This is a genomic window from Bradyrhizobium erythrophlei (genome assembly GCF_042430365.1).
Lineage (GTDB): Bacteria > Pseudomonadota > Alphaproteobacteria > Rhizobiales > Xanthobacteraceae > Bradyrhizobium > Bradyrhizobium erythrophlei.
In genome coordinates this window covers 23,791-37,633 of record NZ_JBHMET010000036.1, presented here as the reverse complement: position 1 = coordinate 37,633, position 13,843 = coordinate 23,791, and the positions used below count along the sequence as shown (strand labels likewise).

At 64.7% G+C, this 13,843-nt stretch carries 15 protein-coding genes; 9 read left to right on the top strand and 6 right to left on the bottom strand.

All coding sequences use genetic code 11. The annotated features are described in order from the left end of the window. Nucleotides 1-158 precede the first annotated feature (158 nt). From ACFFWD_RS05350 to ilvD, 3 genes are all read left to right on the top strand, one after another. The gene (locus tag ACFFWD_RS05350; protein WP_376962200.1) at nt 159-857 is read left to right on the top strand and encodes a GNAT family N-acetyltransferase; all 699 of its coding nucleotides are present in this window, start codon (nt 159-161) and stop codon (nt 855-857) included. Between the two features lie 578 nt (nt 858-1,435). Beyond that, on the top strand, nt 1,436-1,786 hold the full coding sequence (locus ACFFWD_RS05345) for a Lin0512 family protein (RefSeq protein WP_376962198.1): 351 nt from the start codon (nt 1,436-1,438) through the stop codon (nt 1,784-1,786). A 68-nt stretch (nt 1,787-1,854) separates the two neighbouring features. Further along, nucleotides 1,855-3,567, top strand: coding sequence for a dihydroxy-acid dehydratase (ilvD, locus tag ACFFWD_RS05340; RefSeq protein ID WP_376962196.1), 1,713 nt, complete (start codon nt 1,855-1,857; stop codon nt 3,565-3,567). Nucleotides 3,568-3,604: 37 nt separating this feature from the next. On the opposite strand, the gene ACFFWD_RS05335 is transcribed toward ilvD, so the two are convergent. After that, nucleotides 3,605-4,471, bottom strand: a complete 867-nt coding sequence (locus ACFFWD_RS05335) for an SDR family oxidoreductase (protein WP_376962194.1) — start codon at nt 4,469-4,471, stop codon at nt 3,605-3,607. Between the two features lie 73 nt (nt 4,472-4,544). Here ACFFWD_RS05335 and ACFFWD_RS05330 point away from each other — a divergent pair, with 73 nt between their 5' ends. After that, nucleotides 4,545-5,249 carry a glutathione S-transferase family protein gene (locus tag ACFFWD_RS05330; protein WP_376962193.1) on the top strand — a complete coding sequence of 235 codons (705 nt, stop codon included), beginning with the start codon at nt 4,545-4,547 and terminating at the stop codon, nt 5,247-5,249. On the opposite strand, the gene ACFFWD_RS05325 is transcribed toward ACFFWD_RS05330, so the two are convergent. The 3 genes from ACFFWD_RS05325 to ACFFWD_RS05315 form a co-directional block, all read right to left on the bottom strand. Continuing rightward, nucleotides 5,246-5,803, bottom strand: a complete 558-nt coding sequence (locus ACFFWD_RS05325; RefSeq protein ID WP_376962191.1) for a disulfide bond formation protein B — start codon at nt 5,801-5,803, stop codon at nt 5,246-5,248. The genes ACFFWD_RS05330 and ACFFWD_RS05325 overlap by 4 nt on opposite strands. A 5-nt stretch (nt 5,804-5,808) precedes the next feature. Then, the gene (locus ACFFWD_RS05320) at nt 5,809-5,967 is read right to left on the bottom strand and encodes a DUF5993 family protein (RefSeq protein WP_376962189.1); all 159 of its coding nucleotides are present in this window, start codon (nt 5,965-5,967) and stop codon (nt 5,809-5,811) included. A 226-nt stretch (nt 5,968-6,193) separates the two neighbouring features. Next, nucleotides 6,194-7,744 carry a winged helix-turn-helix domain-containing tetratricopeptide repeat protein gene (locus ACFFWD_RS05315; protein ID WP_376962187.1) on the bottom strand — a complete coding sequence of 517 codons (1,551 nt, stop codon included), beginning with the start codon at nt 7,742-7,744 and terminating at the stop codon, nt 6,194-6,196. A gap of 164 nt (nt 7,745-7,908) precedes the next feature. Here ACFFWD_RS05315 and ACFFWD_RS05310 point away from each other — a divergent pair, with 164 nt between their 5' ends. Together ACFFWD_RS05310 and ACFFWD_RS05305 are read left to right on the top strand one after the other, a co-directional pair. Continuing rightward, entirely contained in the window at nt 7,909-8,949 is a 1,041-nt protein-coding gene (locus ACFFWD_RS05310; protein ID WP_376962185.1) for an alpha/beta fold hydrolase, read from the top strand. 134 nt (nt 8,950-9,083) lie between these two features. Further along, nucleotides 9,084-9,449 carry an ArsC family reductase gene (locus ACFFWD_RS05305; RefSeq protein WP_376962183.1) on the top strand — a complete coding sequence of 122 codons (366 nt, stop codon included), beginning with the start codon at nt 9,084-9,086 and terminating at the stop codon, nt 9,447-9,449. 17 nt (nt 9,450-9,466) lie between these two features. Here ACFFWD_RS05305 and ACFFWD_RS05300 read toward each other — a convergent pair whose 3' ends face one another. Then, the gene (locus ACFFWD_RS05300) at nt 9,467-10,081 is read right to left on the bottom strand and encodes a hypothetical protein (protein ID WP_376962181.1); all 615 of its coding nucleotides are present in this window, start codon (nt 10,079-10,081) and stop codon (nt 9,467-9,469) included. Between the two features lie 4 nt (nt 10,082-10,085). Next, complete coding sequence (locus tag ACFFWD_RS05295) at nt 10,086-10,688, bottom strand: PAS domain-containing protein (protein ID WP_376962179.1); 603 nt, start codon at nt 10,686-10,688, stop codon at nt 10,086-10,088. 346 nt (nt 10,689-11,034) lie between these two features. Between ACFFWD_RS05295 and ACFFWD_RS05290 the strand changes: the two genes are divergently transcribed. From ACFFWD_RS05290 to ACFFWD_RS05280, 3 genes are read left to right on the top strand one after another with little or no spacing between them, the layout of a single operon-like run. Further along, a complete protein-coding gene (locus ACFFWD_RS05290; RefSeq protein WP_376962177.1) occupies nt 11,035-11,790 on the top strand; it encodes an ABC transporter ATP-binding protein in 756 nt (251 codons plus the stop codon). Further along, nucleotides 11,783-12,526, top strand: coding sequence for an ABC transporter ATP-binding protein (locus ACFFWD_RS05285; protein WP_376962175.1), 744 nt, complete (start codon nt 11,783-11,785; stop codon nt 12,524-12,526). Before ACFFWD_RS05290 ends, ACFFWD_RS05285 begins: the two co-directional genes overlap by 8 nt. 39 nt (nt 12,527-12,565) lie before the next feature. Continuing rightward, nucleotides 12,566-13,786, top strand: a complete 1,221-nt coding sequence (locus tag ACFFWD_RS05280; protein WP_376962173.1) for an ABC transporter substrate-binding protein — start codon at nt 12,566-12,568, stop codon at nt 13,784-13,786. Nucleotides 13,787-13,843 lie beyond the last annotated feature (57 nt).

Here is a 13,843-nt window from a genome sequence, read left to right as displayed (position 1 = left end):
GAAGTGTCTCGTCACGACATGGCCACGACTTTGCGAGCGGGCAAGCGGGAAGGCGCGATCAAGCTTGCGCGAGCCGATCATCGATGCAACGCGGTCCGGCTGGACATCACGGCCCCAATGCGGCTCATTTCGCGTGCAAACATCAGCGAGCGAACCGCATGTCCACATCAGACCTATCGATCCGTCAGCTTGATCGCCCGATCTGGAGCGCGTTGACGACCAGCCAGCAGATGTTCGCCGAAGGCGGCGCGCTGGCGCGTCGCTATCATCCTGCGGTCACGCCGTTTGCCGATATGGCGGAGATGTCGCCGGAGGGGTTTGCCGCGCTGGCTGCGCTGCTGACGGGGCCCGAGATCGCGGTGCTGTTCACGCCCGATCCGGTGAGCGCGCCTGACACGTTCAAGGTGCTGCTGGCCGAGACCGGCGAGCAGATGATCGGCATGCCGGCGGAGAGTTCGCTTCGCGGCGCCGAGATCGTCAGGCTTGGTGCCGACGACGTGCCCGCGATGCTGGCGTTGACCGAGCTGACAAAGCCCGGACCGTTCAGCACGCGCACGCATGAGCTCGGAACGTTTCTCGGCATAAGGGTCGGTGGCGAACTCGTCGCGATGGCCGGCGAGCGGATGAAGCCGGGCAACTTCACCGAGATGACCGCGGTCTGCGTCCATCCGGATCATCGCGGGCGCGGCTATGCGCAGGCGCTGCTGGCGGCGGTCTCGCGGCAGATCGCGGCGCGCGGGGAAATTCCGTTCCTGCACGTCTTCACCAGCAATACCTCGGCAATCGCGCTTTACCGGCGGCAAGGCATGGAGATCCGCCGCCGTCTGCACGTGACGGTGCTGCAAAAGCAGGGGTGAGGCGGGCACAAATCCTTGCTGGTCGGGAGCGTGCTGCACGGAGATGGGGCGTTCATGACCTCGATCACTGATTTGCCCGACGGGTCAAGACCCCGCAGAAGAAATATTTCTGTTTTTTAGAAGCGAAAGTCGGTGTATGAATCCGCCCGTCTCATCCTGAGGGGCGGCTCGCGATCGTCACGAACGTGGTGTGGGATGCGGTGGACGCCGAATGCGCAACTGACGAGTGCGTGTGGGGCGGACGGCGAAGTCGTGTGGTCCTGACGCCCCAGTGGCTGGTGTCTCATCGCAAGACGCGAAAGCGTCTTTGCGAAGACGGTGGCAAACAAGCCCGGTCTCACCGGGGAGAGCACGAAGTTTTCACCTGTGGTCCTACCCCCGTGCTTTTTGTTGCACGGGACCCATGGGTGCAATCGGCACCCGGCTTTCCCTGCGCCCTCTGCTCTTCATGAGGGCGGAACGACACGCAAAGCTCGGGCTCACTAGGCCGCGAGATCGCGGACGCACGGCTTGACCTCGCGGGCGCGGTGGCCGATGAGAGGCGAGTTCTCACCGCCTACCGACAACAGGAATCTTTCATGACACGCGTGCGCTGTATCACCGAGATGGGCATGGGCGTCGACGTCCACGGACGCGATGCCACCAAGGCCGCCAAACGCGCGGTCTCCGACGCCATCCGCCACTCCAGCCTCGGCTTCTTCCGCATGATCGGCAAGACCGCCAACGACATGTTCGTCGACGTCACGATCGCCGTGCCCAATCCGGAAGGCGTCGATACGGCTGCCGTGGCCAAGGAATTGCCCTACGGCACGGTGGCGGTGAAGGCGATCGCCGGTGGGCTCGAGATCCCGTCGGACCAGGGCAATGATCCCATTCTGATCGCCAATGCTGCCGTGATCGTGAGCTTCGACGACGGCAAGACCGGCTAACTCCGTCTGGACAAGCTGACCGGGCTCGCGCGCGAGCCCGCAATAACCAATCGAAGGGTGGAACCATCGTGACACAGGACAGCAGCACCTATTGGAAGAACTCACGCGTCGAACTGCGCGCCGCGGGCTTCGAGCCCGACCGCGCGGCGAAAGCGAGCGCCGTGGTCACGATCGCCAGCGCCTACACCAATGCGCATCGCTGCAACAACCGCGTGCGGGCGATCACCGACCTGCTGGTCGAGCTGCTCGCCGAGCGCGGCGGGCAGGGACTGATCGTCGGCGCGCCGGCGGTGTCCGATGCGCTGACCCAGGGCACGCCGACCGCGGGCTATAGCCTTGCCTCGCGCGACGTCGTCGCCGACTGCTTCGAGATCGGCCACTACGCCCATCACGGCGACGCCATGATCGTGATCTCCGGCTGCGACAAGACCGGCGCGGCGGCATTGATGCCGCTGGCCCGGACCAATGCGTTCGGCCTTGTGCTCTATCCCGGCACCAGTTCACCGGGGCAGATGTCGTTCGGCGCCTGGGCGGCCAAGGGCAACAATCTCACCATCATGGATTACGCCGAGGGCCGCGCCGCGCATGAAGCCGGCCGGATCTCCGCCGACGAGATGCTCGAGCTCGAGCGCAACGTGATGCCTGGCAGCGGCACCTGCGGCGCGATGTTCACCGCCAACACCATGAGCACGATCGCGGAAGCCATCGGCATGATGCTGCCGCACGGCGCCTCGCATCCGGCCGATTACGGCGCCGGCAAGGACATCCATGCCGACGTCCGCGCCCAGGCGCGCGCCTCGGTCGATGCGCTCTATCGACTGATGGAGGCAGGCATTCGCCCGCGCGACATCATGACCGAGCGCGCCTTCGAGAATGCGATCGCAACTGTCTATGCGATGGGCGGCTCGACCAACTTGTATCTGCATCTGCTCGCGGTGGCGCGCGAGGCGCAGGTGCCGATCACCATTGAGCGCATCCAGGCGGTCGGCGAGCGGATTCCGCTGCTCGCCAATCTGCAGCCGCACGGTCCGTTCGCGATGGGAAGCCTGCACGCGATCGGCGGCGTGCCTGTCGTGATGAAGGAGCTGCTGCGCAACGGTCTGCTGCATGGCGATGTCATGACGGTGACCGGCAGGACGCTGGCGGAGAATCTTGCCGCGGTGCCGACGCTCGAACAGATCGCGCGGCAGGAGATCGTGTCTCCGGTGTCCAGTCCGCTCGCGCCGCCCAACCGCCATATCAGCGTGCTCAAGGGCAACATCGCGCCGGAGAGCTGTCTCTTGAAGCTCTCGGGCAAGACGCTGGAGAAGGGCATCTTCCGCGGCACCGCGCGCGTGTTCGATTCCGAGGCCGATACGATGGCGGCGATCCGCGCCGGCGCGATCACGCCGGGCACCGTCATCGTGGTGCGCAATGTCGGTCCGGTCGGCGGGCCCGGCATGCCTGAGATGGTGATGCTGACGATCCAACTGCAGGGGCGGGGCCTTGGCGAAGACGTCGCGCTGATCACCGACGGCCGCTTCTCCGGCGTGTCGCACGGCATCCTGATCGGGCACATCTCGCCGGAGGCTGCGCGCGGCGGCCCGATCGCCGCAATCCGCGATGGCGACATGATCGTGATCGATCCGGCCGCGCGGACCCTCAATGTCGAGCTCCCTGCGGAGGAGATCGCCCGTCGCATGGCCGACTGGCGCGCGCCAGATCGCGGCGTGCGGCCGGGGTCGGTGCACGACAAGTACACGCGGCTGGTGTCGTCGGCACACTATGGCTGCGTGCTCTGAGAGACCGTGCGCTGCCCGGTGGGGGCGAAGGCGGTGGTTACTCGCCGCCTTTGAAGTAGTCAGGCTTGCCCGTGGTCCAGGTCTCGCCCCAATGCTGGCCGCCGCCGTCGACGGTCAGCGTCTCGCCGGTGATGAACTTGCCGGAGGGGCCGGCGAGGTAGACGGCGGCCTCGGCGATGTCCCAGGGCGAGCCGGGTCGCATCATCGGGTTGGAGCGCGGATAGGCGGCGCGCGCCGTTTCCGTGTAGACGTTCCAGCCTTCGGTTTCGATCGCGCCGGGCGCGATGCAGTTGACGCGGATGTCGAGCGGCGCCCATTCGACCGCGAGCGCGCGCGACAGCCCGATCACGCCGGACCGCGCCGCGATCGTATGCGCGATGCCGTAGAGGCCGTGGCTCGTCACCACGACGATGTTGACGATGCTGCCGGCGTGCTTGCGGTCGCGCCAGCGCTGGGCGGCCGCCTGCATCATGTACCAGGTGCCGTTGAGGTTGGTATTGATGACCGCATTCCAGCCCTTGATCGAAAAATCGATCGCGGCCTGCGGAAACTGCCCGCCGGCGCTGTTGACGAGGATGTCGACGCGGCCATGCGCGGCCCACGCCGCATCGAACAGCGCGTTGATGGCGTCGGGCTCCTTGATATCAGCGACATGCGCCGAGGCCTGCAGGCCGCGGCTTGCGAGACTGCCGACCAGTGTATCGAGCTTGCCGCTGTCGCGGCCGACCGCAATGACATGCGCGCCCAAGCGCGCGAACAGAAAGACGATGGCGCGGCCGATGCCGCCGGCGCCGCCGGTCACGATCACGACCCGGCCCTTCAGCGCATCGGGTGCGAATACAGTCTGATGCGATGCCAGTTCGTCGTCGGAGAGGCCGAGCTTCTGCGTCGTGTGATCATTCATCGTCGGACAGCCCTTGCGGCTTGCACTGATGCTCGTACATTACACCCAACAACAACCAGGCAAAGACGTCGCAATGCCCGATCTCGCAAGCTTCTCCATCACCAAACGCTGGCCCGCCCAATATCCTGACCGACTTCAGCTCTACTCGTTGCCGACCCCGAACGGGGTCAAGATCTCGATCATGCTGGAGGAGATCGGGCTGCCCTACGAGGTGCATCTCGTCGACTTCAACAAGGACGACCAGAAGACGCCCGAGTTCCTGTCGCTCAATCCGAACGGCAAGATCCCGGCGATCCTCGATCCGAATGGTCCTGACGGCAGGCCGCTGCCCTTGTTCGAGTCCGGCGCCATCCTGCAATATCTCGCCGAGAAGACCGGCAAGCTGCTGCCGGTGGATGCCGCGCGGCGCTACCAGACCATTCAGTGGGTCCACTTCCAGATGGGCGGCGTCGGGCCGATGTTCGGCCAGGTCGGCTTCTTCAACAAATTCGCCGGCAGGGAGTACGAGGACAAGCGGCCGCTGCAGCGCTACGTGGCGGAATCGAAGCGGCTGCTCGGCGTGATGGAAACGCACCTTGCCGGTCGGCAATGGTTCATGGATGACGAATATACGATCGCCGACATCTCGCTGTTCGGCTGGGTCCGTAACCTGATCGGCTTCTATGGTGCGCGCGAGCTCGTCGAGTTCGACCAGTTCAAGGACGTCGCGGCCTGGCTGGAACGCGGGCTGGCGCGCCCCGCGGTGCAGCGCGGCTTGAACATTCCGAAACGGCCTTAAGATCCGCGCTTCAGCAGTTCATAGATCGTCGGATTGTCGGCGCAGGCACCGAAGCCGCATTCCAGGAGGGTAGAGATCACGTTCAGTGCGGTGAGGCCGATCACCAGCCACACCGCGGCCTGCGCAAAGCCGCCGGCTGGGCTGGTTTGCGGCGCGCCGTCGTCGACGAACTGGCGATCAAACAGCAGGATCGCCGCGAGCAGGACGATGGCTGCGATGAAGCCGATCAGCGCCCAGGTGTAGTAGTGATAGCCGAGCAGGGCCGAGCCGTAACCGGCGTCGCCCGGAAGGATGTGCAGCAGAACCTGCCGCGTCGACACCACCGCGCCGGCGACGGCGGTCAGCAGCGACAGCGCGTAGTGGCTCGGCCGCGGTCCGAAGCGGATGTTCAGGATCGGCCCGACCGCCAGCACGGCGAACAGGATGCGCTGCAAGAGGCACAGCGGGCAGGGCAGTTCGTGGAGCACGAACTGCGCAGCAAATGCCGCGGCCAGCACCAGCGCGGCGCCGTAAAGCGCTATTGCGTTCAGGGTGATCGCCTGGGTGCGGGTCATGGCCGTCAGAACGAAAGAGTGAGCCGGTCGGTGGCGTGGTGCAGGAAGGTCGCGACGCAGGCGATGAGGACGACGCCAAACAGGCCGATCGCGACTGGACGCGGACCGCGCCAAGCCATCACCATCACGATTCTGATGGCGAGAAACAATGCGGTGAATTCCATCGTCGGCCTCCGGAAAGCGAACCGGCCGCAGTCTATGACAGATTCGCCGATCGCGCGGGCGCAAACTCATGCGGTGCGATCGGCGTGCTCAGGTGAACGAGGATTTGCATTGTCGCCTGCGCGGCACTCCGCCATGATCACGATCTACCTTGCGCTCCCTGCCTTTTGGCGCATCCGATCGAGCTCGGCGAAGCGCTCGAGCCCGGCGGGCGTTGATCGCGCTGGATCAGTCCGGAACGCCGGCGGCCTTCAGCGTCTCGACATAAGTTGTCGACATCTGCTCCACCGGAATAGGAATCCGGGACAGGAAGCCGGAGATCGTGAATTGCGGCTCGATCTTGAGCAGTTCGCGCGCGACCTGGGTCGCGCGCTCGCGCTCGCCGGTCTTCACCAGCGCCACGATGAGGACGCGCAGCGCGACGGCAAAGCGGCGGTTCTGCGCCAGCGCCTTGTCCGCCCACATCACCGCCTCGGCAAAGTTCTCGTCAAGCACCGCGCAGATCGCCAGCGCACCGGAGGCAAACCAGCCGCGCGGGTCGCGTGGATTGAGCCGTTGCGCGCGTTCGATCATGGCCCGGCCGGTCAGCTGGTTGCCGCGCACGGCCTCGATCCAACCGCCAAGCGTCAGCGCCATTGCGGAGTTCGGATTGATCGCGAGCGATCGAGTGAACAGGTCGCGCGCCGGCTCGATCTCGTCAGCCATGTTCCAGATCGCGAAGGCGGCCATCCACAACACCTGCGCATCGCCGGGCGCAATCTCGACCGCCCGCCACGCCAGCGCGACGGCCTTGTCGCGATAGGCAGTGTCCGGCGTGAGCCAGCCCTGAACGTGGCGAAGCGCGTGACAATAGGCCGATGCCGCCATCGCGGGCGCATAGTTCGGATCGAGCGCGAGCGCCCGGTCGAGGCAATCGAGCGCGGCCGCCATGCTGTCCGGCGTGAACGCGTAGCGCAGGCTGTAGGCGCGAAGCAGCAGGTCGTAGGCGTCGAGCCGGTCCGGCGGTGCTGCCCGGCGCCGCTCGGCCTCGGCGATGTGCAGCGTCGGTTCGATCGCGCCGACGACGCTCTCGGTGATGCGGTCCTGCAAATCGAACACGTCATCCGCTGTGCCGTCGAATCGGTCGGCCCACAAATGCGCGCCTGATGTCGCATCGATCAACTGTCCGGTGATCCGCAGGCGATCGCCGCCGCGCCGGACGCTGCCCTCGAGCACGTAGCCGACGCCGAGGTCGCGTCCGACCTGCCTGATATCGACGGCCTTGCCCTTGTAGGTGAAGGCGGAGTTGCGCGCGATCACGATCAGCCCGCTGCAGCGGGACAGCGCCGTGGTGATGTCCTCGGCAATGCCGTCGGCAAAATAGTCCTGTTCGGGATCGCCGCTCATATTGGTGAAGGGAAGGACCGCGATCGCCGGGCCCTCGGTCGGGCGGGCACCGGCGTTCGCTCCCTTGGTCCGGTCTGGGCTCGCATCCTCCCGGACCTCGCCGACAAAGCGAACGCCCTTGCGCGGAAAGGTGCGGATCAGGCGCTGTTCGTCGCCATTGTCACCGATCGCGGTCCGTGCGGCATTGATCCGGCTGCCCAGCGTCGCTTCCGAAACGATCCGCCCGTGCCAGACAGCGGCGAGGACTTCGTTGCGGCTGACCACGCGGTCGCGCGTGCGAATGAGGAACTCGATGAGATCGAAGACCTGCGGCTCGACCGCCACCAGGGCGTCGCCGCGGCGCAGTTCGCGGCGGTCAGGATCTAACGTGAAGTCATTGAAACAGTAAGGCAAATTCGAAAGTCCGGTGACCGGTCCCCGTGCCGGTGGCGGAACCTAGCACAGGCCGGGCGGAGCAAAAATCAACATGGTCTGAACGGCAAATCCATGTGGTCTGAAAGCGGGCCGGTCCGGGCTCTGACATAGTCATGTCCGACAAATGTTTGCGGGAGATCACCATGTCCCACTTCATCGATCAGCAACGCCGCCGCTTCCTCGGCATCGCCGCCGGGACCCTCGTCGCCGCCAGGTTTGGCATCACCGGACCGGCGCATGCGCAGGCCAGGGCGACCCTGCCGGCGATTAAGCCCGGCGCGCATACGTCGCTCGGTCCGTTGAAGCAGATCGATGTCGGCGTGCTCAATGTCGGTTATGTCGAGATGGGCCCGGCCTCCGGCGCCGCCGTCATCCTGCTGCATGGCTGGCCGTACGATATCCACAGCTATGCCGACGTCGCGCCGGCGCTGGCCGAGGCCGGCTACCGCGTGATCGTGCCCTATCTGCGCGGCTATGGCAGCACGCGCTTCCTGTCCCGCGAGACGAAGCGAAGCGGCCAGCCGATCGCGGTCGCCGCCGACATCATCGCGCTGATGGATGCGCTGAAGATCGAGAAGGCCATCCTTGGCGGCTACGATTGGGGTGCGCGGACCGCCAACATCATGGCGGCGCTCTGGCCCGAGCGCTGCAAGGCGATGGTCTCGGTGAGCGGCTACCTGATCGGCAGCCAGGAGGCGGGGAGGATGCCGCTGCCGCCGAAGGCCGAGCTGCAATGGTGGTATCAGTTCTATTTCGCGACCGAGCGCGGCCGCGAAGGCTACGACAAGTACCGGCACGACTTCGCCAAGCTGATCTGGCAGATCGCCTCGCCGAAGTGGCAGTTCGACGACGCCACTTTCGATCGCAGCGCGGCCGCGTTCCACAATCCCGACCATGTCGATGTCGTGGTCCACAATTATCGCTGGCGGCTCGGTCTTGCCGAAGGCGAGGCGAAGTACGACGCGTTCGAGAAGCAGCTTGCGCAGGCGCCGGTGATTGCGGTGCCGACCATCACCATGGAAGGCGATGCCAATGGCGCGCCGCATCCGGAGCCGAGCGCCTATGCCAAGAAGTTCTCCGGGCGTTATGAGCACCGGCTGCTCACAGGCGGTATCGGACATAATTTGCCGCAGGAGGCACCCCAGGCGTTTGCGCAAGCCATCATCGACGTCGCCCAGGGCTGAGGACATGGCTGAGCACAGCCCAGGGCTGAGCACGGACCCGTGACCAGATCAATGTGGAGACAAGCCCGCTCCGATCTGGCGTCGTCAGAGCCGTGCGGCTAATTTCCCGGCGCACACGCATCCGGGGAACGGCCTTGACGATCACGATCTACGGCATCAAGAACTGTGACACCATGAAGAAGGCGCGCGCCTGGCTCGACGACCATGGCGTCGCCTACGACTTTCACGACTACAAGACCGCAGGTATTGCCAAGGACAAGCTCAAGCAATGGAGCGACGAGGTCGGCTGGGAGGCGCTGCTCAACCGCGCCGGCACCACCTTCAAGAAGCTGCCCGACGGCGACAAGGAAGGGTTGAATGGGCGCAAGGCGCTGGCGCTGATGGCCGAGCAGCCATCGATGATCAAGCGGCCGGTGCTCGATCTCGGTCCAAAGCGCCTGGTCGGCTTCAAGCCCGACCTCTACGCCAAGGAGGTGCCGGCGAAGGCGCGCAAAGGGTAGAGCGTTTTCAAGCGAGCCTAGATCAGCTCGATATCCTGCGCGGATGGGCGCGGAGCGGGCGCGAAGGCGCGGTCGATCACGGCGCTGATGACGACGACAGGCACGGCGCTCGGCATTGTGCCCATCAGATTGTCGAGCCTGAAGCCGCCGTCGATGCTGATCGCCTTGCAGGAGCCAACGAGCTGTTCGACGGTGTCGCCGCGCCCAAACGGCAGCAGCAGCCGTTCGTAGGCGACTTCCTTGCCGTCGGCGTCCTGGACGGCGGAGACGGTGTAGGTCGGCCGCTTGTGCGCCAGGCACGCGCGATAGGGCGGCACGACGCGGGCATAGCGGTCTGCCCCGATCGCGTCGTCGAGGTAGCGGTTGATCCGCTCGGCGGGATCGATGTGTTCGTTGCCATAGGCCGCGGTCAGCCGCGCGCCGACCTGGGTGATGAGGAAGCGCTCGGTGTCGCCGTGGCGCACGACCTCGAAGCCCATCATGTCGGCCCGCTCGTCCGTGGTGTCCTCGGTGCGGAAATCGCTGAGCAGGGGAAGGGCATCCGGCTTGCGCGACGCGCGTCGCCATGCGTTCAGCAGAACGCGCTGGGTGATCGACTTGAGCACCGACGAATCGGCACTTTCGAATTCCATGGGGTCAGCCGAACTCAAGCACATCCCCGACCGGAATGCGGCCCGGGGCACGATGGACGAGGTCGCGATCGATGATGGCGGTAAGCTTCGGCTCCGGCAGCTTGTCGTTGCCGCGCATCAGATTGCGGATCTCGAAGCCGCCATCCTCGCTGATCGTCTTTAGCGAGGCGATGAGATGATTGACCGGGCCGCTGTCCGCGAACGGCAGCAGCAGCCGCTCATAGGCGACGAGGCGGCCATAGATATCGTCGATATGGGCGATGGTGTAGGCCGGGAGGCGGCGTGCGATGCATTGGTGATAGACTGGCATCACGACCGGTGCGAGCCGCGGCCCGAGATACTCGTCGAGCAGGCGGCCCTTGCCGGTGTGCCCATAGGCGTTGGCCATCCGCGTGCCGTCGCTCTGGATCGTCAGCCGTGGCTGCTCGCCTGTCGCGTCGACGGTAAAGAACACGAGGTCGGGCAAGTCATCCTCGATCCGCTCCGGACGGAATTCGTCCAGCCGCGGAATCGTGCGGTCGCGGGCAAACAGTCGCAGCCACGTGTTCAGGAAATCACGCTGCCTGATCGACTTGATCACCGAAGGGTTGGCGCTCTCGAACTGCAAGGCTTTCCGGGTCCGCTCTCTGACCAAAAGCCAAAGCTTCGGTGACAGGCGGAAATATTCTATGAAAGCGCAATCTCGAAGCAAAACACCGTTAATGGCCGCTTGCCAACGCGCAAAGCGCGGTCGAATGCTATTCGACTAAGGATGAACCGGAACCGGGTACTCTCTTTGCCGCAGTGCACAGCTTTCCTCCTTGCCTAACCGACGCGGTTGACGGCATATTCCGCCCCCGGAGGCGGCGGCCCGGGACGGTTTCCAAGACGTCCCGGGATAACTTGCCCGGGCATGACAAAACTGGCTACGCGGGCGAGAGGCCTCGCAGCGATGGCTTATGGGGGAAATCTATTTGGCCGATGAGTTCATTCTCGAAACCCACGGATTGACCAAGGAATTCGCGGGTTTCTTCGCCGTTCGCGACGTCGCGCTGAAAGTGCGTCGCGGCAGTATCCATGCGTTGATCGGGCCTAACGGCGCCGGCAAGACGACGTGTTTCAACCTGCTGACCAAATTCCTGAAGCCGTCGGCGGGCCAGATTCTCTACAAAGGGCAGGACATCACCGCGACGCCGCCGGCCGATGTGGCGCGGCTCGGGCTGGTGCGTTCGTTCCAGATCTCGGCGGTGTTTCCGCACCTGACCGCGCTCGAGAACGTCCGCGTGGCGCTACAGCGCCAGCACGGCTCGTCGTTCGATTTCTGGCGCTCCAAGAGCGTGCTCGATCGCTACAATCCCCGAGCCCATGAGCTCCTGAACGATGTCGGCCTGAGTGAATTCGCCAACACGCCGGCGGTCGAGATGCCCTATGGCCGCAAGCGCGCGCTTGAGATTGCGACCACGCTTGCGCTCGACCCGGAGATGATGCTGCTCGACGAGCCGATGGCCGGCATGGGCCACGAGGACATCGACAAGATCGCCGCGCTGATCAAGCGCATTTCCGCCAAGTACACCATCCTGATGGTGGAGCATAACCTCTCGGTCGTGGCCAATCTCTCCGACATCATCACCGTGCTGACGCGCGGGCAGGTGCTGGCGGAGGGCAACTACGCCGACCTCTCCAAGGACGAACGCGTGAAGGAAGCCTATCTGGGAGCGGGTCATGGCTGAGGCGAAACTGGCGGAAGCCCCCGCGAAGGCGGCCGGAGCCGAGGTGCTCTCGGTCAAGGATTTGCAGGCGTGGTACGGCGAATCCCACATCCTCCACGGCATCAATTTCAACGTGAAGGCCGGCGAGGTCGTGACCTTGCTCGGCCGCAACGGCGCCGGCAAGACCACCACGCTGAAGTCGGTGATGGGGATCATCGGCAAGCGCACCGGTTCGGTCCGCTTCGACAATCAGGAGATCATCCGCGCCTCGTCCGACCGGATCGCACGGATGGGAATTGCGCTCTGTCCCGAGGAGCGTGGTATCTTCTCGAGCCTCGACGTGCGCGAGAACCTGCTGCTGCCGCCGGTGGTGCGCTCGGGCGGCCTGTCGCTCGACCAGATCTTCACGTTGTTTCCGAACCTGAAGGAGCGTCTCTCCAGCCAGGGCACCAAGCTCTCGGGTGGCGAGCAGCAGATGCTCGCGATCGCGCGCATCCTGCGCACCGGCGCCCGCTTCCTGATGCTGGACGAGCCGACCGAAGGGCTCGCACCCGTCATCATCCAGCAAATCGGCCACACCATCGCGCGGCTGAAGTCGGAAGGGTTCACCATCCTGCTGGTCGAGCAGAACTTCCGTTTCGCCTCGACCGTCGCCGACCGCTACTACGTCGTCGAGCACGGCAAGGTGATCGACGGATTCGCGAATTCGGAACTGTCGGCCAACATGGACAAGCTCCACACCTATCTCGGCGTCTAAGGCTCCAAAACCAGAAAATTAGAAACGAGGGAATACGACATGAAGAATACGATTTCGGCGCTGCTGCTCGGCACTGCGTTGACACTCGCGTCGGCAAGCCTCGCGGCCGCCCAGGACAAGTCTGTCAAGATCGGCGTGCTTACGGATAATTCCGGCCTCTACGCCGACTTGGGCGGCGCGGGATCGACGCTGGCCGCCCAGATGGCGGTCGAGGACTCCGGACTAGCTGCCAAGGGCTGGAAGGTCGATGTGATTTCCGCCGACCACCAGAACAAGCCTGACATCGGCACCACGATCGCGCGCCAGTGGATCGACGTCGAGAAGGTTGATATCTTCATGGACGTGTTGAACTCGGGCGTCGCGCTCGCGGTCAACAACGTGGTCAAGGAAAAGAACGCGATCCTGATCGACACTGGCGCTGCCACGTCGGATCTGACCAATGCGCAGTGTTCGCCGAACACGATCCACTGGGCCTATGACACCTATATGCTGGCCAACAGCACGGGCCAGGCGCTGGTGAAGGCTGGCGGCGACACCTGGTATTTCCTGACGGCCGACTACGCATTCGGTGCAGCGCTGGAGCGCGACACCACGACGGTCGTGCAAAAGGCCGGCGGTAAGGTGCTCGGGAGCGTCAAGCATCCGCTCAATTCCTCGGACTTCTCCTCGTTCCTGCTGCAGGCGCAGGCGTCGAAGGCGAAGATTGTCGGTCTCGCCAATGCCGGCGGCGACACCACCAACTCGATCAAACAGGCCGCCGAGTTCGGCATCGTTTCCGGAGGCCAGAAGCTCGCCGGCCTGCTGTTGTTCATCACCGACGTTCACTCGCTCGGCCTGAATGTGGCGCAGGGGCTGAATTTCACCGAGACCTTCTATTGGGACCTGAACGATGGAACGCGGGCGTTCGCCAAGCGCTTTTCGGAGCGCACGAAGAACAAGGCGATGCCTTCGATGGTGCAGGCCGGCGTCTATTCGGGCCTGATCCATTACTTCAAGGCGCTGGAGGCCATGGGCGGCAACCCGCATGACGGCGCCAAGGTGGTGGACAAGATGAAGTCGATGCCGACCGACGATCCGCTGTTCGGGCCGGGCAGCATCCGGATCGACGGCCGCAAGATTCACCCGGCCTATCTGTTCGAGGTCAAGAAGCCTTCGGAATCGAAGGGCCCGTGGGACTACTACAAGCTGGTGGGCACGGTCGCGGCCGACCAGGCGTTCCGGCCGCTTTCGGAAAGCGTCTGTCCGCTGGTGAAGAAGTAGGCCGGGAGATCGCTTGGCGTGATGCCCGGAGATCCGGGTGCTTCGGGGTGACAATGA

Bases quoted from the DNA above. Each gene is read 5' to 3' on its own strand.
- ACFFWD_RS05350 (WP_376962200.1), top strand. From the start codon at position 159: ATGTCCACATCAGACCTATCGATCCGTCAGCTTGATCGCCCGATCTGG.
- ACFFWD_RS05330 (WP_376962193.1), top strand. From the start codon at position 4,545: ATGCCCGATCTCGCAAGCTTCTCCATCACCAAACGCTGGCCCGCCCAA.
- ACFFWD_RS05280 (WP_376962173.1), top strand. From the start codon at position 12,566: ATGAAGAATACGATTTCGGCGCTGCTGCTCGGCACTGCGTTGACACTC.
- ACFFWD_RS05285 (WP_376962175.1), top strand. From the start codon at position 11,783: ATGGCTGAGGCGAAACTGGCGGAAGCCCCCGCGAAGGCGGCCGGAGCC.
- ACFFWD_RS05335 (WP_376962194.1), bottom strand. From the start codon at position 4,471: ATGAATGATCACACGACGCAGAAGCTCGGCCTCTCCGACGACGAACTG.
- ACFFWD_RS05310 (WP_376962185.1), top strand. From the start codon at position 7,909: ATGTCCCACTTCATCGATCAGCAACGCCGCCGCTTCCTCGGCATCGCC.
- ACFFWD_RS05300 (WP_376962181.1), bottom strand. From the start codon at position 10,081: ATGGAATTCGAAAGTGCCGATTCGTCGGTGCTCAAGTCGATCACCCAG.
- ACFFWD_RS05325 (WP_376962191.1), bottom strand. From the start codon at position 5,803: ATGACCCGCACCCAGGCGATCACCCTGAACGCAATAGCGCTTTACGGC.
- ACFFWD_RS05320 (WP_376962189.1), bottom strand. From the start codon at position 5,967: ATGGAATTCACCGCATTGTTTCTCGCCATCAGAATCGTGATGGTGATG.
- ACFFWD_RS05345 (WP_376962198.1), top strand. From the start codon at position 1,436: ATGACACGCGTGCGCTGTATCACCGAGATGGGCATGGGCGTCGACGTC.